Source organism: Amycolatopsis sp. DSM 110486, assembly GCF_019468465.1.
GTDB lineage: Bacteria > Actinomycetota > Actinomycetes > Mycobacteriales > Pseudonocardiaceae > Amycolatopsis.
Genome location: NZ_CP080519.1, coordinates 1,701,955 through 1,723,810, shown reverse-complemented (window position 1 = coordinate 1,723,810; position 21,856 = coordinate 1,701,955). Strand labels below are relative to the sequence as shown.

Genomic DNA, 21,856 nt, shown 5'->3' with positions numbered 1-21,856 from the left:
GGGCTTACAACTCCTCGTCTTCTCCCCGCCCCGCCAGCCCCTTCGGGCTGTCGGGCACGGTGTTTTCGAACAGGGACAGGGCATTTTCGAGCGAATGCTGCAGGTGCTCGTCCATCAGGCGCGCGGCCACGTCGGCGTCGCCGGCGGCCAGCGCGCGCAGGACCTCGCGGTGCTCCTTGAACGCGTCGCGGGCCCGGCGCGGCTGGCGACCGGAACGCGACCGGGCCAGCTGGATCTGGTTGTTGGCGTCGGCGAAGGCGCGCAGGATGGACTGGTTGCCCGACAGCGCGACCACGCGGTGGTGGAAGTCGAACTCGCCCGGGTACGCGGTGTCCACATCGGACTCCAGGACCTCTTCGGTGGCCCGCAGAAGGTCGTCGAGGTCCCGCAGGTCCTCGTTGTCCGCGCGCCGGGCCGCGAGCCGCACGGCGTGGGTCTCCAACGCGGTGCGCAGCTCGTAGAGATCGCGCAGCTCGTCGGCGTCGAACGTGCGCACGTAGGCACCGCGGTGGGGCACGACGTTGAGCAGGCCCTCACTGGCCAGCCGCTGGATCGCCTCGCGCAGCGGACCCCGGCTGATGCCGAGCGCGCGGGCGAGCTCGACCTCGTTGAGCCGCTGCCCGGGCTGCAACTGCCCGTCGCGCACCATGCCGCGCAGCACGTCGAGGCTGCGGCCGGCGTAGGTGTCGGTGCGTCGTTCCAGAGGGGGCGGTGTCGCCATGTCCTGCCTTCTTCGGTTGTCGTGGTTCAGCTGTCACGCAGCGCGGTGCCGCGGGTCTCCTTCATCCGCACTGCTGCCGCAAGTGTGATCAACGCTGTCACGAGGAGGAAACCGGCCGGGGCCAGGCTGCTGCCGGTGCGGGCGATCAGCCAGGTGCAGATGTAGGGCGCGGTGCCGCCCACGGCCGTGCTGGCCAGGTTGAACCCGAGCGCGATGCCGCTGTAGCGCACGCGGGTGGTGAACAGCTCCGCGAACGTCGAGAACGCCACCGCCATCAGCGCGGATTCGGGCAGCCCCAGCACGATCTGGGCGAACAGAGCCGGCACGTAGTGACCCGCGTTCATCACCATGAACACCGGCACGGTGAGGATCAGCGTCGCGATCGTCGCGCCGAGGAACATCGGGCGTCGCCCGATCCGGTCCGACAGCGCGCCGAAGAACGGCATGGCCGCGCACGAGACGATCAGCGTGACCGTGGTCGACCAGAAGGCCTGCTTCGGGCTGAACCCGCCCACGCGCTGCAGGTGGATCGACGCGTACACGTAGACCACGTAGTAGAGGGCGAACAGCAGGATCGACAGGCCGAGCGTGCGCACCAGTGCCCCGCGGTGCGAAGCGAACAGCTCGCGCACCGGCGCCTTCGCGACCTCACCCTGGGCAGCCAGGTTGTGGAACTGCTTCGAGTCTTCGAGCTTGAGCCGGATCCACACGCCGACCGCGCCCAGCGGCAGGCTGAGCAGGAACGGCAGGCGCCAGCCCCAGTCGGTCATCTGCTGCTTGGTGAGCACGGTCGTCAGCGTCGTGACCACGGCGGACGCGAGCAGCGCGCCGCCGAGTGCGCCGAACTGGACGGTGGAGCAGAGGAAGCCGCGGCGGTGGGCCGGGGCGTATTCGGCGACGTAGGACGCGGCACCGCCGACCTCGCCGCCGGCCGCGACACCCTGCACGCACCGGGCCGTGACCAGCAGGAACGCGGCCGCGCTGCCGATCGCCGCGTACGTGGGGAGCATGCCGACGGCGAACGTCGCGGCGCACATGGCGAGCACTGTGGTGGCCAGCATGCGCTTGCGGCCGAGTCGGTCGCCGAGGTGACCGAAGATCAGGCCGCCCAGCGGACGCAGCGCGAACGCGGCGGCGAAGGTCGCGAGCGTGGCCAGCAGGGACGCGGTGGGGTCGGCGCCGGAGGCGAAGAAGACGACGGCGAGCACGGTCGCGAGGTAGCCGTAGATGCCGAAGTCGAAGTACTCGACGATCGAGCCGACCAACCCGGCGGCCACGACCCGGCGGTCGATGCTCGCCGGGCCTGCGGGGGCGGCGACGCCGACCGCTGACGTGCGGTTTTCCATGATTTCCGCCTTCCAGGCAGAACCGGGGGGACTCGGATGCGAGAACGATAGGTAGTTGCCTGTCTGCTGTCAACAGTTTGCAGCCGACAGGCGGCGGGTTCGACAGGTGCTCGACGGGTGCTCGACCGGATGCCCGCCGGTCGACGGCGGGTGCGGTCGGGTGAAAAGCATCGGATCCGTTGCCCTGGCGGGAAAACTGCCGCCCACGATCGGTCGACGACGGCTCACCCCGGCGGCGGTGCCCCGTCGACGGGCGCCGGCGTTGACTGGCCGCATGCGGCGTTCGACGGCGTTCTTCGGCCTGCTCGTCCTCTTCCTGACCCAGCTCGTCTCCCCGGCACAAGCGGCCACCTGGTTACCGGGCCCGGCCCAGTTCGCCGTGACCGAGACGAACGATGTGCCGGTCACCATGGCGGACGGCACCGTGATCAAGGCCGACGTCCTGCGCCCCGACGCGCCCGGCACGTACCCGGTGCTGCTCGCGCAGACGCCGTATGGTCGCGCTGACCTGCACGAAGACCTGTCTTACTTCGTCCAGCGCGGGTATGTCGCCGTGATCTCCGACGTGCGCGGCACCGGCGGTTCGGGCGGGCAGTGGGTGCCGTTCGCGCCGATCGAACGCCAGGACGGCGCCGCCCTGGTCCGGTGGGCCGCGGCGCTGCCCGGCAGCGACGGCGACGTCGGCCTCAACGGCGGCTCCTACGTCGGCATCAACCAGCTGACAACCGCGGCCGCCGTCGGCCCTGGCTCACCGCTCAAGGCGATCTTCCCCGTGGTCGCGGGCAACGACCTCTACCGCGACCTCGCCGCGATGGGCGGGTTGCCCAACGCCGAGTTCATGCCGCTGTGGGAGCTGCTCACCGGTCTGCGCACGGTCACCCAGCCCGTGCTCGACGCACTGAACAGCGGTTCACCGGCCGCACTGCTGGCGGCGCTGACCACCGATCTGCAGCACCTCGGCGGCCTCGGCGCGGGCACGTTGCCCCTGCTCACGGGCGAGTTCACCGGCGGCGAGCAGGCGTTCGACGAGGACTACTGGCAGTCGCGCAACCCCGCCAACGTGCTGGGCGACGTCGTCGCGAACGGCATCCCCGCGTACCTCGTCGGCGGCTGGAACGACCTCTTCCAGCGCGGTGCCCTGATGAACTACGCGGCGCTGCAGAACGCGTGGGCCGGCCGTCCCGTGAACGCGCCGATGGCCGCCGGCCAGACGGCGACCAGCCGCTACCAGCTCATGATGGGCCCGTGGTACCACGATCCGACCGGCGACATCGACCTGCACCCGATCGAGCTGGCCTGGTACGACCACTGGCTCAAGGGCGTCGACACCGGGATCACCGACACCACGAAACCCTTGCACGCCAACGTGTTCGGCACCGACAACTGGGTCGACACCACGACGTACCCGTTCGCCGGCGCACAAGCCACCACCTACTACCTCGGCGGCGGACGCACCGGCACCGCACCGCGGTCGGCCAACGACGGCACGCTGACGACCAGCCCGCCCTCGGGCAGCGGCACCGACTGGATCACCTGGACGCCGACGTCGAGCACCTGCACGCGGTCCACCGCCCAGTGGCTGGGCGGATTCCTGCCGAACCCCGCGTGCGACACCACGAACCTCGACCGCGAACACGGTCCCGGCTCGCTCGTCTACACGTCCGCGCCGCTGACACAGCCGAGCGTGCTCGCCGGGCCGATCACCGCGTCGATCTCAGCGCAGGCCAACACCCTGGACACGATGTGGGTGGTGACCGTGACCGACGTCGGCCCGGACGGTTCGTCCAAGCCGCTCACCGAAGGCGCGCTGGTCGGTTCGCAGCGGGAAACCGACACGTCGCGCAGCTGGTACAGCCCCGACGGGAAGCTCCTGATGCCCTACCACCCGTACACGCGCCAGTCGGAGAAGTGGGTGGTACCCAACGAAATCACGCGTTACGACGTGGAGGTGTTCCCCACCTTCGCGCAGCTCGCGGCCGGGCACCGGATCCGCGTGGTGCTGACGACGGCCGACACCCCGCACCTCACGCCGACGCTCACCCAGCTGCCCCGCCTGCTCGGCGGCATCTACCAGGTCAAGACGCCCGCGTCGTCGATCACGCTGCCGCTGGCGCCGCTCACGGCGTTCACCGGGTGACGCGCCAGCTCTCCACGATCTCGTCGACGTCCAACGGCATCGCGCGCAACGGCGGGCCTTCCTGCGGCCGGCGGTGCGTTTCGCGGATGCGTTCGTTGAGGTCTTCCACGATCTCGCGCACGCGCTTCTCGGTGCGCACCGAGGCGAGTTTCGCCGGCAGGTCCTGGATCTCGCGCGGGATCGCGAGTGACGGCGGCAGGAACGAGCCCGTGTCCAGGTCGCCTTCGCGGGCGCGGCGCAGGGCCCAGTCCGTGGCGGCGTCGCGCCCCGTTGCGGGTGGCAGCGGCTTGCCGGCGCCGGGCAGGTCGTCGAACTCGCCGCGCGACTGGGCGGCGTTGATCAGGCGGTCGACCCACGAGCCGAAGGACACGCCGGGGGGTTTGCGCTCGGTCACTCCAACACCTCCGATCCCCACCCAGCGTAGCCGCGACCGGAGCCTCGCGGATGGGTCGAAGGTCCCGAACCGGCAGGTAGGATCCCCGGCAACCGATCACCGCCGGGGCAGGGGAGGGGGCTGCGACGATGACCGTCGAGCAGAACAGCGACGAACGCGCCGCGGAGGCTGAGCAGATCGACCGCACGCTCGCGTTGCTGTGGCGCGAACGTTCCACGCCCGCGGCCGAACCCGCGCGCGGGCGCCGGCCGACGCTCACCGTCGGGCAGATCGTGGCCGCGGCCATCACGGTCGCCGACGCCGACGGGCTTGTGGCCACGTCGATGCACCGGGTCGCCAAGGAGCTCGGCGCCGGGACCATGACGCTCTACACGTACGTGCCCGGCAAGACCGAGCTCGTCGACCTGATGGTGGACGACGTCCTCGTCGAGCGCGGCCTGCCCGGCCCCGGGCAGCCCCGGACGGGCGACTGGCGCGCGCAGATCCGGCTCTACTCCGAGCGCACGCGCGAAGCCCACCGCCGCCACCCGTGGCTGCGCGAGATGTCGCGAGTGCGCCCTGCGCTCGGCCCGGGTCAGCTCGCCGGCCAGGAGTACGTGCTGTCCACCGTGGACGGTCTGGGGCTCGCGCCGCGCGAAACCGTGGCCGCCGCGAACAGCATCACGGCCTACGTGGACGCCAACGCGGCGCTCGAAGCCGAGAGCATCCACCTCGAACGCAGTACCGGCCAGTCGAACGACGCGTGGTGGGACCAGCGTTCTTCCTTCTGGGGCAAGTACTTCGACCTGACCGCGCACCCGGCGATGAACCGCGCGTGGCTCGGCGGCGGCTTCGACCAGGGCGCGGGCGAGCAGGCGGCCGAGGCTTGGGAGTTCGGCCTCGACCGGCTGCTCGACGGCATCGAGCTGCAGGTCAAGCGGTGCCGCGCGCCAGAGCCCGGGCGATGACGTTGCGCTGCACCTCACTCGTGCCTTCGCCGATTTCGAGGATCTTCGCGTCGGCGTAGAAGCGCGAGATGGTGGACTCGCGGATGAAGCCGTAGCCGCCGTGGATCTGCACGCTCTGGCTGGCGGCGCGGTTCGCGACCTCCGACGCGTACAGCTTCGCCATCGCGGCCGCCGTGCTGAACGGCCGGCCCTGGTCGCCGAGCCACGCCGCGTTGTACACGAGCCAGCGCGCCGCCGCGATCTCCGTGGCCATGTCCGCGAGCTTGTGCCCCACGGCCTGGAACCGCGTGAGCGGCTGGCCGAACTGCTCGCGTTCGCCCGCGTGGCGCACCGCGAGGTCGAGGGCCTTCTGCGCCAGCGACAACGACAGCGCGGCCACGCTGATGCGCCCGCCGTCGAGGACTTCCAGGAACTGGCGCAGGCCGTTGCCCTCCTCGCCGATCAGGTGGTCGTCGGGCACCCAGCAGCCGGAGAACACGAGCTCACGCGTGTCGAGCGCGTGCCAGCCGAGCTTCTTCAGCGGCTGTCCCTTGGTGTAGCCGGGGGTGCCTTCGGGAATGAAGAAGGTGCCGTAGCGCTTCGCACCGCCGTCGTTCTCGCCGGTGAGGGCCAGCACGGTGACGCCGAGGCTCATCTCGGTGCCGGCGTTGCTGATGAACATCTTCGTGCCGTCGAGCAGCCAGCCGCCGTCGGCTTGTCGCGCGCGCGTGCGGATACCGGCCGCGTCCGAGCCGGCCGTGGGTTCGGTGAGGCCGAAGGCACCGATCGCTTCTCCCGAGGCGAGCGGCCGCAGCCAGCGTTCCTTCTGCTCGTGGGTGCCGAACGTGGCGAGCGGCAGCGTCGCGATCGTCGAGTGCGCGTTCCACGCCGACGCGATCGACTGGTCGGCCGCGCCCAGCTCCTCCATCGCGGCCACATAGGACACGAAGCCGGCGTCGGCACCGCCGTACTTTTCGTCCACGAGCATGCCCATCAGCCCGAGCTTGCCCAGGTCGTGGAACACCTCCGTGGGGAAGTGGCTGCGCTCGGACCAATCTGCGGCGTACGGCGCGATCTCCTTCGCGGCGAAATCCCGGCAGAGCTGCTTCAGTGCGACGGTTTCCTCGGGCAGGTCGAAGTCCATCAGTGCTCCTCCGGCTTCAGCAGGATCTTGAGGTGGCTGCCGCGGTCGGCTTCGAGCTCGGCGAACGCGTCGCGCCCGGCCGAGAGCGGCCGCACCCCGGTGAGCATCGGCGTCGCGTCGAGCCGGCCGGTGGCCATGAGGTCGAGCACGCGCGGGATGTCGAAGTTGTAGCCCAGCGAGCCCAGCACCGTGCGCTCGAACGGCACGATCTGCGTGATCGGCAAGGACGCGCTCGCACCGCTGATCCCGCACAGCACCGCGCGCCCGCCCCGGCGCACGGTGTTCACGGCCAGCTCCACCAGCTCCGGACGGCCGGTCGCCTCCACCACCACGTCGGGCCCGACGCGGCCGGTGCGCAGGAAGACCTCACGCCGCACGTCGGTCTTCGCCGGGTCGTAGACCTCGGTCGCGCCGATCTCGGCGGCCTTGCGCGCGCGGTCGGGCACGGGCTCGCTCACATACAGGCCCGCGGCGCCCGCGAGCTTCGCGGCCAGCAGCGCGGCGATCCCGATCGGACCCGCGCCGAGCAACAGGACGTGGTCACCCGGCTGGACGCCGGCGCGGCGGATGGCGTGCAGGCCCACGGCGAGCGGCTCGGCCAGGGCGGCCAGCTCGTCGGAGACACCGTCGGGGATCGGCACGAGGCCCTCGACGGGCACGGTCACCTTCGACGCGAACCCGCCGTCGGCGGCGAGGCCGATCGAGCCGCCCTTGGCGCAGATGTGGTACTCGCCGTGGGTGCACCAGCGGCACACGCCGCAGCGCAGGCACGGGTCGACGGCCACGCGTGTGCCGACGTTCACACCGGGCACGTCGGAACCGAGCGCCAGGACCGTGCCGCTCATCTCGTGGCCGAGGGTGAACGGCGGTTCGAGGCCGGTCAACGGGTGTGGCCCCGTGCGGATGAGATTGGGGCCGTGCGCGAACTCGTGCAGGTCGGTGCCGCAGATGCCGCAGTACGACACGGCGATCACCGCTTGACCCGGCGCCGGTGCCGGCGGTTCCGGCACGTCGTCGAGGCGCAGCTCGCCCTTGGCGTGCCAGCGCAGCGCGTGCACGCGACCACCTCCGAACTGGAGTTGTTTTTTCGAACAGTCGGTACAAGAATCGTGGTTCCCGGCGCGATGTCAAGGGCCGGGGAGAAAACCGGTGAACGGCAAGGGCAGGAGCGTGATGACTTCCACCCGGGTGAGCGACCTGGCAACGGCATTCGACGGTGACCCGAGCGCATTGGCCGAGATGTACCGGCGGATGCGGCTGATCCGGCAGTTCGAGGACCGGGCGTCGAGGCTGTACCGGAACAACGAGATCCCCGGCTTCCTGCACCTGTCCATCGGGCAGGAAGCCTCGGCCGTCGGCGCGTGCCGGCCGCTGGACGACCGCGACGTGATCACGTCCACACACCGCGGGCACGGCCACTGCATCGCGAAAGGCCTCGACGTCGAGGGCATGTTCGCGGAGCTGATGGGCAAGGAGACCGGCACGTGCCGGGGCCGCGGCGGGTCGATGCACATCGCCGACCCGCGCAAGGGGATCTTCGGGGCCAACGGGATCGTCGCCGCGGGGCTGCCGATCGCCGTCGGCGCCGGTACGGCCGCGCAGCTGCGTGCCCAGGGCGGTGTGGTGCTGGCGTTCTTCGGCGACGGCGCCGTGGCCCAGGGCATGTTCCACGAAGCGGCGAACCTCGCTTCGGTGTGGCGGCTTCCGGTCATCTTCTTCTGCGAGAACAACAAGTACGCCGAATTCTCGCCGATCGCCACGCAGACGCGCGCTTCGCTCGAAGATCGTGCGCCGGGGTACGCGATGGACTACCACCACGTGGACGGCAACGACGTCGCCGCCGTTGCCTCGCTCGTCGACGGTTTGGTGCGCGAGCTGCGTGAGGGCGGCGGGCCCGTGCTGGTCGAGGCCGACACGTACCGCTGGCACGGCCACTACGAGGGCGACCCGGAGAAGTACCGGGAGCCGGAGGAGCTGGCGGAGTGGAAGGAACGCGACCCGCTGGTGCGGCTGGCGGCGCGGCTGCGTGAGCTGGGCACGGACGTCGCCCCGATCGATTCCGAGGTGGACGCCCGGATCGAGGCGGCGGTCGAGGCCGCGCGCGCCGCGGCCGAACCGTCGCCGGACACGCTGCACCACTACGTCGGCGTGCCGCGGGAGCCCGTGCCGGAGCCGGCCGAGGCGACGGGCGAGATCTTCCGGACCATGGACGCGATCCGCGGGGCGCTGGAGTACGAGCTGTCTCACGACGAGTCGGTGTTCCTGGCGGGCATCGACGTCGGCGCCGGCGGCAACGTCTTCGGCCTGACCAGGGGACTCGCCGAGAAGTACCCCGGCCGCGTGCGTGACACGCCGATCTCGGAAAGCGCCATCATCGGCGCCGGCGTGGGCGCCGCGATGGCCGGGCTGCGGCCCGTGGTGGAGCTGATGTACTTCGACTTCGTCGGCGTGTGCCTCGACCAGTTGATGAACCAGGCCGCGAAGCTCCGCTTCATGACCGGCGGCGCCGTCAGCCTGCCCATGGTCGTGCGCACGCAGTTCGGCGCGGGGAAGTCGTCGGGGAGCCAGCATTCGCAGAGCCTGGAGGCGCTGCTCGCGCACATTCCCGGCCTGACCGTGGTGATGCCGTCGACGCCTGCGGACACGTACGGCCTCCTGCGGGCCGCCATTCGCGATCCGAATCCGGTGGTGTTCGTGGAGAACCGCCTGATGTACGGGCGAAAGGGACCGCAGCCACCGCCCACGCACCTGGTTCCGCTGGGCCGCGCCGCCATCCGCCGACCGGGAACAGACGTGACGCTGGTGTCCTACTCGAAGCTGGTGCACGACTGTGTCGACGTGGCTGAGGAGCTGGCGGCCGAGGGGATCAGCGTCGAGGTGATCGACCTGCGGACCATCGCACCGCTGGACACCGCCACGGTCCTGCAGTCGCTGGCCAAGACGGGCCGGCTTGTGGTGGCACACCAGGCGGTCGGCGACTTCGGCGTGGGCGCCGAGCTGGCAGCCGTGGCCGCCCGCGAGGGCTTCTGGACGCTGGACGCGCCCGTGATCCGGGTGGGTGCGGCGGGGACGCCGGCGCCTTATGCGCCTTCGCTGGAACGGGTGTGGCTGCCGTCGAAGGAACGGATCGCTGCCGCTGTCCGGGAATCCGCCCGCGCGTGACTACGCTGCCCGCATGGAGTCCGGCCAGGTCTCGGTGTGGGTCCCGATCGTCGTCGCGGTGCTCGGCATCCTGGGGGTGGTGAGCGGTCAGCTGATCAACGTCTGGCGAGAGGAGCGCCGGTGGGCGCGCGAAGCCGTGCGCGAAGACCAGCGCTGGGCGCGGGAACGCCGGCGCGACCTCGACGCCCACTGGCGCGAGAAGCGCTTCGACGTGCACATCGCGGTGCTCACCGCCTTCCGCGACTGGGAACGCGCGCTGGAGAAGCCGGTCGCGGCGCGCGAGGCCGGCCACGAGCCGGCCGGCGTCGACGAACTGCGCGCACTCGACGAGCAGGTACAGCAGGTGCTGTCCGGACTGATGATCTTCGGTCCGCAGGCTCTCGCCGCCGCGGCCGACGAGGTCTACCTCGAGTTCCGCCAGAGCCACGACTACGCGCTGGGCCTGCGGGACCTGGGTGCGGCCGTGAAGAAGCAGCGCTACCTGGGTGTGCTGCTGCTCGGGCTGCGCCAGCAAGTCCGCGAGGCCTTGCAGATCACGGCGGGGCCGGATGAGGAGGCACCCGCCCGCGCGTGACCGAGCGAACCGAGCAGGTCAGACCGGCACCCGCGCTCTGAACGCGGCCACCCGTTCCTCCAGATCAGCCACGTCGTAACCCGGACTGCAGAACCCCGAGATCAACGTCGCGCAGTACTCCCGCGACAGGAACGCCGCGTCCCACGGTCCGTCCGGGCGTGCCCACTGGTAGGTGTGGTTGTGCAAGTTCAGGAACTGCAGCATCGCCAGCCGCGGGTCCAGCCGGCGGAACGCGCCGGTGTCCATCGCGGCCGTCAACAGCTCCAGCACGATGCGCTCGAACTCGCGGCGCTGGCGCAGCAGGCGGGCGCGGTTGGCGCCGCGCAGGTGGCGGTAGTCGTGTTCGTACACCCAGATGTGGTCGAGGCGCTCGAGGATGATGTCGAGCAGCGTCTCGGACAGCAGGCGCAGCCGCAGGACCGGGTCCTCGTCGAGGGTGGCGATGCGGCGGGCTGCGGTGAGCAGCGGGCGCAGCACGCGGTCCTGGATCTCGACCAGGAGGTTCTCCTTGGACCCGATGTAGTAGTACAGCGCGCCCTTCGCGAGGCCCGCGACCTGACCGATCTCGGCGATCCCGGTGGCGGCATAGCCCTGCTTGGCGAACAGCGCGGCGGCCTGGTCGATGATCTCCTGGCGCTTGACCTCGTAGCCGGGGCCGTGTCCCGGTGGTCTCGGCATTTTTCCCCTCCGCTGCTGGCAGACACACCACTCTAGGCGTCACGGTCGAACGTGGCCTTGCCCGGTCCGTCGCGCAGGAACGACGCCATGCCGGTGTCGCGGTCGCGCGTGGCGAACAGGCCGGCGATGAGCGAGCGTTCCAGGGCCAGGCCCGCGGCGATCGACGAATCCAGCCCGTGGTCCACGGCCTCCTTCACCGCCTGGATCGCGAACCGGGGGCCCGCCGCGAGAACCTGTGCGTACTCCAGAGCCGCGGCAAGGGGATCCGGAGCGATCCGATCCACGAGCCCCAGGGAGAGCGCTTCCGGAGCACGCACTCGTCGTCCGGTCATCAGCAGCTCCTTCGCCCGCGACGGGCCGATCAAGCGCGCCAGCCGTTGCGTGCCGCCGGAACCCGGGATGATGCCGAGCAGCACCTCCGGCTGGCCGAACACCGCGTCGGGAGCCGCGATGCGGTAGTCGGCCGCGAGCGCGAGTTCCATGCCGCCGCCGAGGGCGTATCCGTTGACCGCCGCGACAACCGGCATCGGGAGTTCGGCGAACCGGGTGAACGCCTTCTGCAGCGCGCGGTTCCAGCCGAGTACCTCCTCGAACGAGAACCCGGCCAGCTGCTTGATGTCCGCGCCCGCAGCGAACACCCGCGAGCCGCCGTGGAGCACCACCGCGTGGACGTCGTCGGAGTCCGCCAAGCGCGCCGCGGTGTCGGCCAGTGCGTGGCGCATCTCGGTGTCGAAGGCGTTGAGGGGCGGGTGGTCCAGGCGGACCGTCACGACCCGGCCGGTGGTTTCGACGTGTACCCGTTCCGTCATCACTGAAGCTCCTCACCTCACCCGGTCCGGGCTTGTCAGGCCGCGATCAGGGTCCTACAGTGCTTCCCATCACGGTTTCTTAGACCGATTGGTACACGAAACTCGGCAGCGGCACAACACACCGGAGTGATGGCCCATGGACGCAGTCGAATCATCCGTCCCCGAAGGACTTTCGGTAGCCCGGGAAGAGGTCACCGACGCCGATCTGCAGGCGCTCGGCGTGAACCTCGAGCGGGATTTCCCCGGTTCCACCGCAGCGGATTTCCGCCGCTACCCGGTGCTCTCGGAAGGCGGTTGGTTCACCGTCGTCAAGCACCAGAAAACGCTCGAATCGGTGAGCCGTGAAACCGGCCCGCTGCTCGGCCCCATCGTCCTCACCTCCGACGGCCTCGACGTTTACTGACCACGAATCACCGAAAGGCGGGTAGTTCCATGATCGGAGTAGACGTCGGCGGCACGTTCACGGACGTGGTGGCGATCGCCGATGGCGAGATCAAGACCGTCAAGGTCGCCACGGACGTGCGCACCACCGAACGCGGTGTGCTGCGAGGTGCCGAAGAAGTCGGCGTGAGCGCGTCCGCGGTCTTCAACCACGCCAGCACCCACGGCCTCAACGCGATCATCACGCGGCGGCTGCCGAAGATCGCTTTCCTGACCACGCTGGGACACCGGGACATCCTCGACATCGGCCGCACCTGGCGCCCGGTCGAAGGCCTGACGAACCCGGCGTGGCGCCGCTCCTACGGCGACGCGAACCGGCCGCTCGTGCCCCGGTACCTCCGGCGCGGCATCCGCGAGCGGCTGACCGCCGACGGCGGCATCCTGATCCAGCTCGACGAGGACCACGCGCGCGAAGAGCTCGCGGTGCTGCGCAAGTGCGGCGTCGAAGGTGTGGCCATCTGCCTCATCAACGCATACGTGAACAACCATCACGAAGAGCGCCTGCGCCAGCTCGTGCACGAAGAGCTCGGCGACATCCCGGTGTCGATCTCCAGCGAGGTCTCCCCGCTCGCCAAGGAGTTCGCGCGCGCGTCGACCACGGTCATCGACGTCTTCATGCGCCTGACTTACGACGCCTACACCAAACGCCTCGACGCCGGCCTGCGCGACCTCGGCTTCACCGGAGACCTCAACTTCGCCGACTGCGCCGCGCAGCTGGTGCGCTCCGACGTCGCGATGGAGCACCCGTTCCGCATCGTGTTCGCCGGCCCCGCGGCGGGAACCGTGTCCAGCGCCCACTTCGGCGGCCTGATCGGCGCCGGCAACCTGCTGTGCGCGGACGTCGGCGGCACCTCGTGCGACATCAGCATGGTCAGCGACGGCAAGCCGTTCGTGAACACGACGTTCGAACTCGAACACGACCTGATCGTGAACGCACTGTCCAACGAGGTCTCCAGCATCGGCGCCGGCGGCGGCAGCCTCGTCACGATCAACCCGGCGGGCGAGCTGAAGGTCGGCCCGGGCAGCGCGGGCGCCGACCCCGGCCCGGCCTGCTACGGCCTGGGCGGCCGGCAGCCGACAACCACCGACACCTGCCTGCTGATGGGCATCATCGACCCCGACGGGTTCGCCGGTGGCCGCATGAAGCTCGACCCGGACCTCTCCCGGCAAGCCTTCGAGGCGCTCGACTCGAAGCTGTCGTTCGAGCAGCGCGTGAGCTACGCGTTCAACATCGGCGTGAACAACATCGCCGAGGGCGTCGTGAACATCGCCATCCAGCACGGTGTCGACCCGCGCGACTACAGCCTCGTCGCCTACGGTGCGGCCGGCCCGATGCTGCTGCCCGCGGTGCTCGACCTGGTGCACGCGGCCGAGGTCATCGTGCCGCCGCACCCGGGGCTGTTCTCCGCGCTGGGCCTTGTCAGCTCCGACCTCGTCTACGCCGACAGCCGCAGCGCCTACACGCTGCTCACGTCCGAGGCGGCCGAACAGGTCGACAAGGTCTACCACTCCATGGAGGAGCGGCTGCGCGAACGCCTGCAGGAGAAGGACCGCGACAACATCGAGTTCGTCCGCAGCTTCGACGGACGGCTGGCCGGCCAGACGTGGGAAACGCCGTTCATCGGCGTGCCCGCCGGCACGATCGACGCGGAGGCCGTCGCCACGATGGTCGCGAACTTCCACGAGGCCTACGCCGAGCGCTCGGGCAACAAGTTCGAGGCCCTGCCCGTGCAGGGCGTCACCTACCGCGTCCAGGCCGTCGCGAAGGCCGACAAGGTCGAGTACCCGAAGATCCCGGAGCGCGCGTCCGGCGACACCCTGCAGCCGACGCGCACGCTGAAGATCCGCTACCTCACCGACGACGTGCTCGACGCCGGCGAGTACCAGCGCGCCGACCTCCGCGTCGGCGACAAGGTCCCCGGCCCCGCGGTCGTCCGCGAACCGCTGTCCACCACGTTCCTCGTCCCGGGTCAGGTCGCGACCGTCGGGACCTACGGCGAGCTGCGCATCCGGAAGGCGTGAACCATGACCTCTCTGAAGGACCTCGACGACGCCCAGTTCGCCGAGCTGTACGGCTCCGACCGCTTCACCGCGTCGGTCCTGTCGAGCCGCATGCGCTACATCGTGCAGCACATGTGCACCGGCCTGCTCAACAACGCGTTCTCGCTCATCCTGCGCGACTGGTACGACTTCGCGGCGACGATCTCCGGCCCGCCGGAACAGAACTACCCGATGTCCTCGGTGAGCAACAGCCTCGCGATGTTCCTCGGCACCATGTCCGAGGCCGTGCGCAACACCATCGAGGAGTACGGCCCGGAGAACCTCGAACCGGGTGACGTGGTGATCTGCAACGACCCGTACCGCGCGGGCAACCACGTGAACGACATCTGCTTCATCCGCCCGGTGTTCCACGAGGGCAAGCTGATCTCGCTCGTCACGCTGCGCGCGCACCAGCTCGACATGGGCGGCGTGATCCCGGCGGGCTTCTCCGGCACCAAGCGCAACGTGTACGAGAACGGCCTCGTGATCGCGCCGATGCAGCTGTACAAGAAAGACAAGCCGGTGAAGTCGGCGTTCAACCTGATCTTCGACAACGCCCGTTACTGCGCGCTGCTGCTGCCCGACATCAAGACGATCTACCAGAACCTGCTGCTGGGCGAGAAGCTGATCAACGAGAGCGTGGAGCGCTACGGCGTCGACGCGTACCTCGGCGCGATCCGCTACTCCACCGACGTGTCGGCCGAGTCCATGAGCACCGCGCTGGCCGAGCTGCCCGACGGCGTGTACGAGGCCGAGGAAGGCATCGACTGCGACGGCGTCGACGACACCGTCGAGTACAAGATCCGACTGAGGATCACCAAGGCCGCCGACCGGATGGAGCTCGATTTCTCGGGCACCTCGCCGCAGGCGCGCACGTCGATCAACGCCGGCATCCTCGACACGAAGACCGCCGTCGGTGTCGCGTTGAAGTTCCTCATCGACCCGGCCACGCCGTTCACCTCCGGCGCGTACCGGCCGATCGACATCGTCCTGCCGGCCGGCACGTTCATCAGCGCCACGCCACCGGACGGCGCGGTGTTCCTGTACTGGGAAAGCACCGGGCCGGTACTGCTCGCGGTGTTCCGCGCGCTGGAGAAGGCGCTGGGCCGCAAGGCCGTCGGCGGCGACTACGGCTCGCTGAACATCCACAACGCCAACGGAGTCCTGCCCGATGGCACCCCGTGGGTCACCACCGCGCAGTGCGGCGGCGAGCACGGGCCTTGGGGCGCGACGCAGGACGGCGACGCCGACAGCTACTCCGTGGTCTACCAGGCCAACAACCTGGACCCGGCCACGGAAGCCATCGAGTCCGAGCTGCCGGCCGTGGTGCTGCGCAAGGAGTACGCGCCGGACAGCGGCGGCGCGGGCGACAACCGCGGTGGCGCGGCCGTGCTCAAGGACACGCTGTACCTGACGGACGCGGAACACTGGTCGAGCCCGCTGCACACCAAGACCGCGAGTGGCGTCGGCGTCTACGGCGGTGAGGCCGGCGCGCTCGGCGCGACCTGGGTGTTCCACCCGGACTACAAGAACGTCACGAAGGACAAGGACCTCATCGGCACCGAACCCGAGGTCTACTCGGGCGCGACGCCCGTCGCCGGGATGCTCGACCCGAAGACCAAGACCGTGGACCCGAACGGCGAGTACTTCTACTTCGCCAGCACCCCGGTGTGGCACACCAAGCCCAACGCGGTGTTCCGCTACCTCACCAACGGCGGCGGCGGCTGGGGTTCACCGCTGCAGCGCGATCCCGAGCGCGTGTGCCGCGACGTGCGCGACGAGTACGTGACCATCGAGGGCGCGTACCGCGACTACGGCGTGGTGATCTCCGGCGACCCGCACGGCGACCCGGAGAACCTGAAGATCGACCAGGAAGCCACCGCCAAGCGCCGCGCCGAGCTGGCCGCGAAGTAGGGGAGGAACCGTTGTCCGAGAACGGGACGGACGTCGACCGGCAGAACAAGCTGCGGGAGACGTTCCTCGCCGAGCGCGGGTACTGGAACACGTTCTGGGAAGGGCTGCTGAGCCTCGACCCGGACTTCTTCGAGGCGTACCTGAACTTCTCGGCGGTGCCGTGGCGCAAGGGGGTGCTGGAGCCGAAGGTCAAGGAGCTGATCTACACCGCGATCGACGCCTCCACCACGCACCTCTACGAGCCCGGGCTGCGCCAGCACATCCGCAATGCCCTCGGCTACGGGGCCACCAAGGAGGAGATCATGGAGGTGCTGGAGCTCACGAGCGTGCTCGGGATCCACACCTGCACCCTCGGGGTCCCCGTGCTGATGGAGGAACTGGCGGCGCACGAGCAGAAGTCGGCGTGAGCCACGGAGTTCTCGACCCGCGTGGCCCGGCATCCCTGGCCGGGGCGCGTGCGGTCGTGACCGGTGCGGCGCGCGGGATCGGCAGCCGGATCGCCGTCGAGCTCGCGCTCGCCGGGGCCCACGTCACGGTGCTCGACGCCCGGGATCCCGCCGCGACCGTCGCCGAGATCACCGAGGCCGGCGGTTCCGCCGCGGGTCTGGTCCTCGACGTCACCGACCGCACCGCCGCCGCCTCGGCCATGGCCGAGGCGGCGGGGCCGGGCAACCGGCTCGACGCCTTGGTGACGTGCGCGGCCGTCTACGGCGAGACGATGCGGCTCGACGAGCTGCCGGAGTCCGAAGTGGACGCGGTGCTCGGCGTGAACGTCAAGGGCACGCTGTGGTGCATCGGCGGCGCGCTGCCGTTCCTGCGCGGTCACGACGCGCGGGTCGTCTGCATCGGCTCGGTGGCGGGCAAGGTCGGCGGCGTGCTCGCCGGCCCGCACTACGTGGCCAGCAAGGGCGCGGTCCACGCGGTGGTGAAGTGGCTCGCGAAAACCGAGGCCCGCAACGGGATCGTCGCCAACGCCGTGGCTCCTGGCGTGGTGGACACGGACATGATCGTGGGCAAGGGGTATTCCGACGACTACAACCCGCTCGGCCGCCTGGCGCGGCCCGAGGAGATCGCGCGCGTGGCGGCCTTCCTGGCCTCGCCCGCGGCGAGCTACATGACGGGTGCGGTGGTCGACGTCAACGGGGGTTACGCGATGGGCTGAGCGCCCCGCGGAAGGAGGTCCACTGTGGACAAGACAGGCTGCGCGGTCGTCACCGGGGCGGGCTCCGGGATCGGCCGCGCCTGCGCGCTGCGGCTCGCCGAGGACGGCCGGCCGCTCGTGCTGCTCGACTCCGACGGAGCCGCGGCCGAGCGCACGGCGAAGGAACTTTCCGTGGCCGCGGCGGCGTTCGCGGTCGACGTCACCGACGAAGACGCCGTGGCCGACGCGGTGAGCGAGGCCGTCGAACGGTTCGGTCCGCCGAAGGTACTGGTGAACGCCGCGGGGATCATCATCCGCAAGAAGCTGCTGGAGTCCACTGTGGGCGAGTGGCGGCGGGTGCTCGATGTGAACCTCACCGGGTACTTCATCCTGCTCAAGCAGGTGATTCCGGCGATGGCCGCGGGTGGCGGCGGCTCGATCGTGCAGATCGCGTCGATCGCCGGGCACGCCGGGTACGGCTTTTCGTCGTACACGGCGGCGAAAGGCGGGGTGCTGGCGCTGACGAAGCAGCTGGCCGCCGAGCTGGCCGTCGACGGGATCCGCATTAACTCCGTGAGTCCCGGTGTCGTCCACAGCGGACTGAACCGCGACACACTGGGCAACGAGAACATCCGCGCGGCAACGGTGGCGAACACACCGCTGGGCCGCATCGGCGAGCCGGACGACATCGCGCGCGTGGTGGCGTTCCTGGCCGGGCCGGGCGCGGACTACGTCACCGGCACCGATCTGGTCGCCGACGGCGGCATGATCAGCACCATCCACTGGGGATCGGCCGGGGGCGAGCTGCACAGCTTCCACGCACAGGAGCGCTGATGTCGAACTTCGCCACGATCCTCGACCACAACACCGGCCGGTATCCGGACAAGGTGGTGCTCAGCCAGGGTTCGCGGTCCTTGACCAACCGCGAGCTGCTCACCCGGGTCGACGCGCTGGCGTCCGGGCTCACGGAGCTGGGCATCGGCCGCGGTGACGTCGTCGGGCTGCTGCTGTACAACCACCTCGAGTTCCTGGAGGCGGTCTTCGCGGTGAACCGGATCGGGGCCGCGTTCCTGCCACTCAACTACCGGCTCTCGCCCGAGGAATGGCGTTACGTCCTCGAGCATTCGGGCGCGGTGGCGCTGCTGACGGAGCCGGAGTTCCAGTCGTCGGTGGACACTCTGCCGTTGCCGGGTCTGAAGCAGCGGCTGTTGCTGGGTGGAAGTGCTTCGGGCTGGACGTCGTACCAAGACCTGGTGGGCTCGAACCTCGGCCGTTCCGTGACGCCGGCGTCGGTCGGCGCGGATGACCTGCAGCGGCTGATGTACACGTCCGGCACGACGTCGCGGCCGAAGGGCGTGCAGATCACGCACGGGAACCTGGCGTGGAAGAACCTCGGCCACCTCGTCGAGTTCGGCATCACCGCCGAGGACGCGACGTTGGTGTGCGGGCCGCTGTACCACGTCGGCGGGTTCGACCTGCCCGGCGTCGGCACGCTACACGCGGGCGGCTCACTGATCGTGCTGCGGAAGTTCGACGCGGCCGAGGTCGTGGACACGATCGAGCGCGAGCGGCCGAGCAACATCTGGCTGGCGCCGTCGATGATGAACGCGATCCTGCAGCTGCCCGACATCCTGGAACGTGACACGTCGTCGATCCGGTTCATCATCGGTGGCGGGGAGAAGATGCCGGTGCCGCTGGTGGAGAAGATCCTCGCCGCGTTCCCGAAGGCGTGGTTCTCCGACGCGTACGGGCTCACCGAGACCGTGTCGGGCGATACCTTCAACGACCCCGAGCACATGCTGGCCAAGGTGGGTTCCGTCGGGCGGCCGGTGGTGCACCTCGAAGTCCGGATCGTCGACGAGACCGGGGCGCCGCTGCCCACCGGCGAGCTGGGCGAGATCGCGTTGCGCGGGCCCAAGGTGAGCATCGGGTACTGGCGCGACGAGGCCGCGACGGCGAAGGCGTTCCGCGACGGCTGGTTCCACACCGGCGACGTCGGGCGGCTCGACGAGGACGGGTACCTCTACGTCGAGGACCGCAAGAAGGACATGATCGTGTCGGGCGGCGAGAACATCGCGACGCCAGAGGTGGAGCGCGTGCTGTACGAGCACCCCGACGTCGTCGAGGCGGCGGTGGTCGGCATGGGCCACCCGCGGTGGGGTGAGGTGCCGCAGGCTTTCGTCGTGCTGCGCCCGGGCGCGGCACAGGACCGCGACGCGCTGGTGGCGTTCTGCCGCGAACGGCTGGCGAAGTTCAAGGTGCCGGCGGATCTCGTGTTCCTCGACGAGCTGCCGCGGACGCCGTCGGGCAAGGTGCTGAAGAGGAACCTTCGCGGATGAGCTTCGATCTGACGGGCAAGGTCGTCTGGGTCACGGGCGCGGGCAAGGGCCTGGGCCGGGCGATCGCGGTGGCGTTGGCCGCGGCCGGGGCGACGCTGGCCGTGACGTCGCGGACGGAGGACGACCTGACGTCGTTGGCGGCGGAGGTCGGTGGTGCTCTGGTGCTCCCGGGTTCGGTGTCGGATCCGTCCTTTGCGGACAGTGCGGTATCGGGGATCGTGGCTTCGCTCGGGCGGTTGGACGTGTGCGTGACCGCGGCCGGGATCAGCCCGACGTTCCGGCGCAGCGAGCAGGGCAGCGACGACGACTGGGCGCACGTGCTCGACGTCAACCTGTCGGGCACGTACTACTGCGCCCGCGCGGCCGGGCGGCAGATGCTCACGCAGGGAGCGGGGTCGATCATCACGGTGTCGTCGGTGCACGCGCGCACCGGGTTCGACCGCTTTGCCGCGTACGCCGCGAGCAAGGGTGGTGTCGAGGCGCTGTCGCGCGTGCTTGCTGTGGAGTGGGCGCCGAAGGGCGTGCGCGTGAACGTGCTGGCGCCGGGCTATTTCCACACCGAGCTGTCCGAGGGCCTGGTCACGAGCAAGTGGGGCGCGCGGATCCTGGCGAACATCCCGCAGAACCGCGTGGCCTCGCCGCCGGAGCTCGGTGGTGCGGCGGTGTATCTGGCGTCGGACGCGTCTTCGTACACGACCGGCTCGACGCTCACTGTGGACGGTGGCTGGACGGCGTGAGCGCCGGCTCCGGGGCGAGCACGAAGTCTTCGCGCCGGAAGACGCCTTCGCGGAAGAACGTCCGGCGTGCGGTGGGTTGGCGGCCGGGCGCGGTCACCACGAGGTCCACGAACTGCTCGGGCAGTCCGCCGACGGCGAAAGCACCCTCGTCGTCGGCGGTGGTCCGCACGAGCTGCCGGCCTTTTCCGTCGGTGACGGTGAGGATCGCGCCGCCGACGCGGTCACCGGTGGTGGAGCGGACGGTGCCGATCAGCATGGGCACGAGCTCGCCGAACCGGTGGCCGTGGGTCGGGAGCGCGGTGGGCCGCGGCATCTCGAGCACGGGATCTTCCACGGGCGGTGCTTCGTCTTGCGTGTGCTTCCGGCGAAGCCACAGCGCGTGGCCCACGTTGAGGGCGATGCCGAGCGCGAGCCAGGCGCACAACACCAGGACGTGCCCGCCGACGCCGGCGCCGTGGAAGTAGAAGACGCCGCGCAGTGCGTCGTTGAGGTTGCCCATCGGCAGGATCGGGTGCAGGGCGCGGAACAGCGCGGGCTGCATCTGCGGCGGGACGGTGCCGCCGCTGGACGCGGAGCTGAGGATGACGAACAGCATGACCGCGACGCCGGGGAAGAACTGCTTGAAGATCGGCACGAGGCCTTGGGAGACCAGGGAAACCACGAGGCTCGACAGGAACGCGAGCGGGATCGCGACCGGGTTGCCGGGGATCACGTCCATGGCGTGGGCGATGAGGAAACCCGCCACGGAGAGGAACGCGGCCCAGCCGACGAACGTGACCATCCGCGCGCGACGGCTGAGCCCGACCGCGCGCAGCAGCATCATGACGGCGAAGTAGCTCGGCAGGCCCCACGCGAGGAGCAGGTAGAACAGCCCGTTGCCCAGCGGGTCGCCGGCGACGGTCGGGGCGAGGTCGACGACGGTGAGCTTCCCGTTGGCCAGCGGCGTGAAGGTCTGGGTCAGCAGGGACTGGAGGGTGAAGCCGTTGGCTTTGGCGACGTAGAGCACGGGGTGCTTTGCGTCCGGGGTGAAGGCCCCGCTGGTGGTGCGGTCCAGCACGGCTTCACGGGCCGCTTGCGCGTCGGGCACGGCGACGACGTGGAACCCGCCGGGGCTGACCTCGTCGAGCCGGCCTTGGACCCGGGTCGCGGCCACCGGGTCGGCGACGGCCACCGGCACCTCGTGCGGCTGCGGCCGGTGGAAGGCGGCCAGGTAGACCACGGCAAAACCGAGAAAAAGGACAACGGGGAACCAAAGGTTCTCGGCAAGGGTGCGAGTGGTCGAGGGTTTGGCCAGTTCTTCCGCCATGGCGGTCACGTTATCTTGCAGTACTGCAAAAGTGCAGTAGTGTAAGA

The 21,856-nt window shown here is 70.1% G+C and carries 20 protein-coding genes; 12 read left to right on the top strand and 8 right to left on the bottom strand.

The annotated features are described in order from the left end of the window. Positions 1–4: 4 nt before the first annotated feature. Together K1T34_RS08215 and K1T34_RS08210 are read right to left on the bottom strand one after the other, a co-directional pair. Positions 5–721: a GntR family transcriptional regulator gene (locus K1T34_RS08215; RefSeq protein WP_220243689.1), complete on the bottom strand. Its 717-nt coding sequence runs from the start codon at positions 719–721 to the stop codon at positions 5–7. A gap of 26 nt (positions 722–747) precedes the next feature. Then, entirely contained in the window at positions 748–2,067 is a 1,320-nt protein-coding gene (locus K1T34_RS08210; RefSeq protein WP_220243688.1) for an MFS transporter, read from the bottom strand. Positions 2,068–2,341: 274 nt separating this feature from the next. On the opposite strand from K1T34_RS08210, the gene K1T34_RS08205 reads away from it, so the two are divergent. Next, the gene (locus K1T34_RS08205) at positions 2,342–4,204 is read left to right on the top strand and encodes a CocE/NonD family hydrolase (RefSeq protein WP_220243687.1); all 1,863 of its coding nucleotides are present in this window, start codon (positions 2,342–2,344) and stop codon (positions 4,202–4,204) included. Here the strand turns inward: K1T34_RS08205 and K1T34_RS08200 are convergent. Next, entirely contained in the window at positions 4,194–4,598 is a 405-nt protein-coding gene (locus tag K1T34_RS08200) for a DUF1992 domain-containing protein (protein ID WP_220243686.1), read from the bottom strand. The two genes, K1T34_RS08205 and K1T34_RS08200, sit on opposite strands and share 11 nt — an antisense overlap. Positions 4,599–4,726: 128 nt before the next feature. On the opposite strand from K1T34_RS08200, the gene K1T34_RS08195 reads away from it, so the two are divergent. Continuing rightward, the gene (locus K1T34_RS08195; RefSeq protein ID WP_220243685.1) at positions 4,727–5,545 is read left to right on the top strand and encodes a TetR/AcrR family transcriptional regulator; all 819 of its coding nucleotides are present in this window, start codon (positions 4,727–4,729) and stop codon (positions 5,543–5,545) included. Here the strand turns inward: K1T34_RS08195 and K1T34_RS08190 are convergent. Continuing rightward, a complete protein-coding gene (locus tag K1T34_RS08190) occupies positions 5,511–6,668 on the bottom strand; it encodes an acyl-CoA dehydrogenase family protein (RefSeq protein WP_220243684.1) in 1,158 nt (385 codons plus the stop codon). The genes K1T34_RS08195 and K1T34_RS08190 overlap by 35 nt on opposite strands. Next, positions 6,668–7,726: an alcohol dehydrogenase catalytic domain-containing protein gene (locus K1T34_RS08185; RefSeq protein ID WP_220243683.1), complete on the bottom strand. Its 1,059-nt coding sequence runs from the start codon at positions 7,724–7,726 to the stop codon at positions 6,668–6,670. The genes K1T34_RS08190 and K1T34_RS08185 overlap by 1 nt, the downstream gene beginning before the upstream one ends. 115 nt (positions 7,727–7,841) lie before the next feature. Between K1T34_RS08185 and K1T34_RS08180 the strand changes: the two genes are divergently transcribed. Together K1T34_RS08180 and K1T34_RS08175 are read left to right on the top strand one after the other, a co-directional pair. After that, a complete protein-coding gene (locus K1T34_RS08180; protein ID WP_220243682.1) occupies positions 7,842–9,830 on the top strand; it encodes a pyruvate dehydrogenase complex E1 component subunit beta in 1,989 nt (662 codons plus the stop codon). 13 nt (positions 9,831–9,843) lie between these two features. Continuing rightward, the gene (locus tag K1T34_RS08175) at positions 9,844–10,404 is read left to right on the top strand and encodes a hypothetical protein (protein WP_220243681.1); all 561 of its coding nucleotides are present in this window, start codon (positions 9,844–9,846) and stop codon (positions 10,402–10,404) included. An 18-nt stretch (positions 10,405–10,422) separates the two neighbouring features. Here the strand turns inward: K1T34_RS08175 and K1T34_RS08170 are convergent, their stop codons facing one another. Continuing rightward, positions 10,423–11,082 carry a TetR/AcrR family transcriptional regulator gene (locus tag K1T34_RS08170; RefSeq protein ID WP_220243680.1) on the bottom strand — a complete coding sequence of 220 codons (660 nt, stop codon included), beginning with the start codon at positions 11,080–11,082 and terminating at the stop codon, positions 10,423–10,425. A 32-nt stretch (positions 11,083–11,114) separates the two neighbouring features. Next, complete coding sequence (locus K1T34_RS08165) at positions 11,115–11,891, bottom strand: enoyl-CoA hydratase/isomerase family protein (protein WP_220243679.1); 777 nt, start codon at positions 11,889–11,891, stop codon at positions 11,115–11,117. A 136-nt stretch (positions 11,892–12,027) separates the two neighbouring features. Between K1T34_RS08165 and K1T34_RS08160 the strand changes: the two genes are divergently transcribed. Genes K1T34_RS08160 through K1T34_RS08125 form a run of 8 tightly spaced genes read left to right on the top strand, consistent with a single transcriptional unit; the run spans position 12,028 to position 20,503 of the window. After that, complete coding sequence (locus tag K1T34_RS08160) at positions 12,028–12,294, top strand: hypothetical protein (RefSeq protein WP_220243678.1); 267 nt, start codon at positions 12,028–12,030, stop codon at positions 12,292–12,294. A gap of 29 nt (positions 12,295–12,323) precedes the next feature. After that, positions 12,324–14,354, top strand: a complete 2,031-nt coding sequence (locus K1T34_RS08155; RefSeq protein ID WP_220243677.1) for a hydantoinase/oxoprolinase family protein — start codon at positions 12,324–12,326, stop codon at positions 14,352–14,354. Positions 14,355–14,357: 3 nt separating this feature from the next. After that, positions 14,358–16,286: a hydantoinase B/oxoprolinase family protein gene (locus K1T34_RS08150; RefSeq protein WP_220243676.1), complete on the top strand. Its 1,929-nt coding sequence runs from the start codon at positions 14,358–14,360 to the stop codon at positions 16,284–16,286. 11 nt (positions 16,287–16,297) lie between these two features. Then, on the top strand, positions 16,298–16,693 hold the full coding sequence (locus K1T34_RS08145) for a carboxymuconolactone decarboxylase family protein (protein ID WP_220243675.1): 396 nt from the start codon (positions 16,298–16,300) through the stop codon (positions 16,691–16,693). Further along, positions 16,690–17,448 (top strand): SDR family NAD(P)-dependent oxidoreductase, encoded by a 759-nt coding sequence (locus K1T34_RS08140; RefSeq protein ID WP_255638393.1) that lies wholly within the window; start codon positions 16,690–16,692, stop codon positions 17,446–17,448. The genes K1T34_RS08145 and K1T34_RS08140 overlap by 4 nt, the downstream gene beginning before the upstream one ends. 24 nt (positions 17,449–17,472) lie before the next feature. Further along, positions 17,473–18,261: an SDR family NAD(P)-dependent oxidoreductase gene (locus K1T34_RS08135; RefSeq protein WP_220243674.1), complete on the top strand. Its 789-nt coding sequence runs from the start codon at positions 17,473–17,475 to the stop codon at positions 18,259–18,261. Next, a complete protein-coding gene (locus K1T34_RS08130; protein ID WP_220243673.1) occupies positions 18,261–19,766 on the top strand; it encodes a long-chain fatty acid--CoA ligase in 1,506 nt (501 codons plus the stop codon). Before K1T34_RS08135 ends, K1T34_RS08130 begins: the two co-directional genes overlap by 1 nt. Further along, positions 19,763–20,503 (top strand): SDR family NAD(P)-dependent oxidoreductase, encoded by a 741-nt coding sequence (locus tag K1T34_RS08125; protein WP_220243672.1) that lies wholly within the window; start codon positions 19,763–19,765, stop codon positions 20,501–20,503. The genes K1T34_RS08130 and K1T34_RS08125 overlap by 4 nt, the downstream gene beginning before the upstream one ends. Here the strand turns inward: K1T34_RS08125 and K1T34_RS08120 are convergent. Continuing rightward, positions 20,475–21,809: a carboxypeptidase regulatory-like domain-containing protein gene (locus tag K1T34_RS08120; protein ID WP_220243671.1), complete on the bottom strand. Its 1,335-nt coding sequence runs from the start codon at positions 21,807–21,809 to the stop codon at positions 20,475–20,477. The two genes, K1T34_RS08125 and K1T34_RS08120, sit on opposite strands and share 29 nt — an antisense overlap. Between the last annotated feature and the right edge of the window lie 47 nt (positions 21,810–21,856).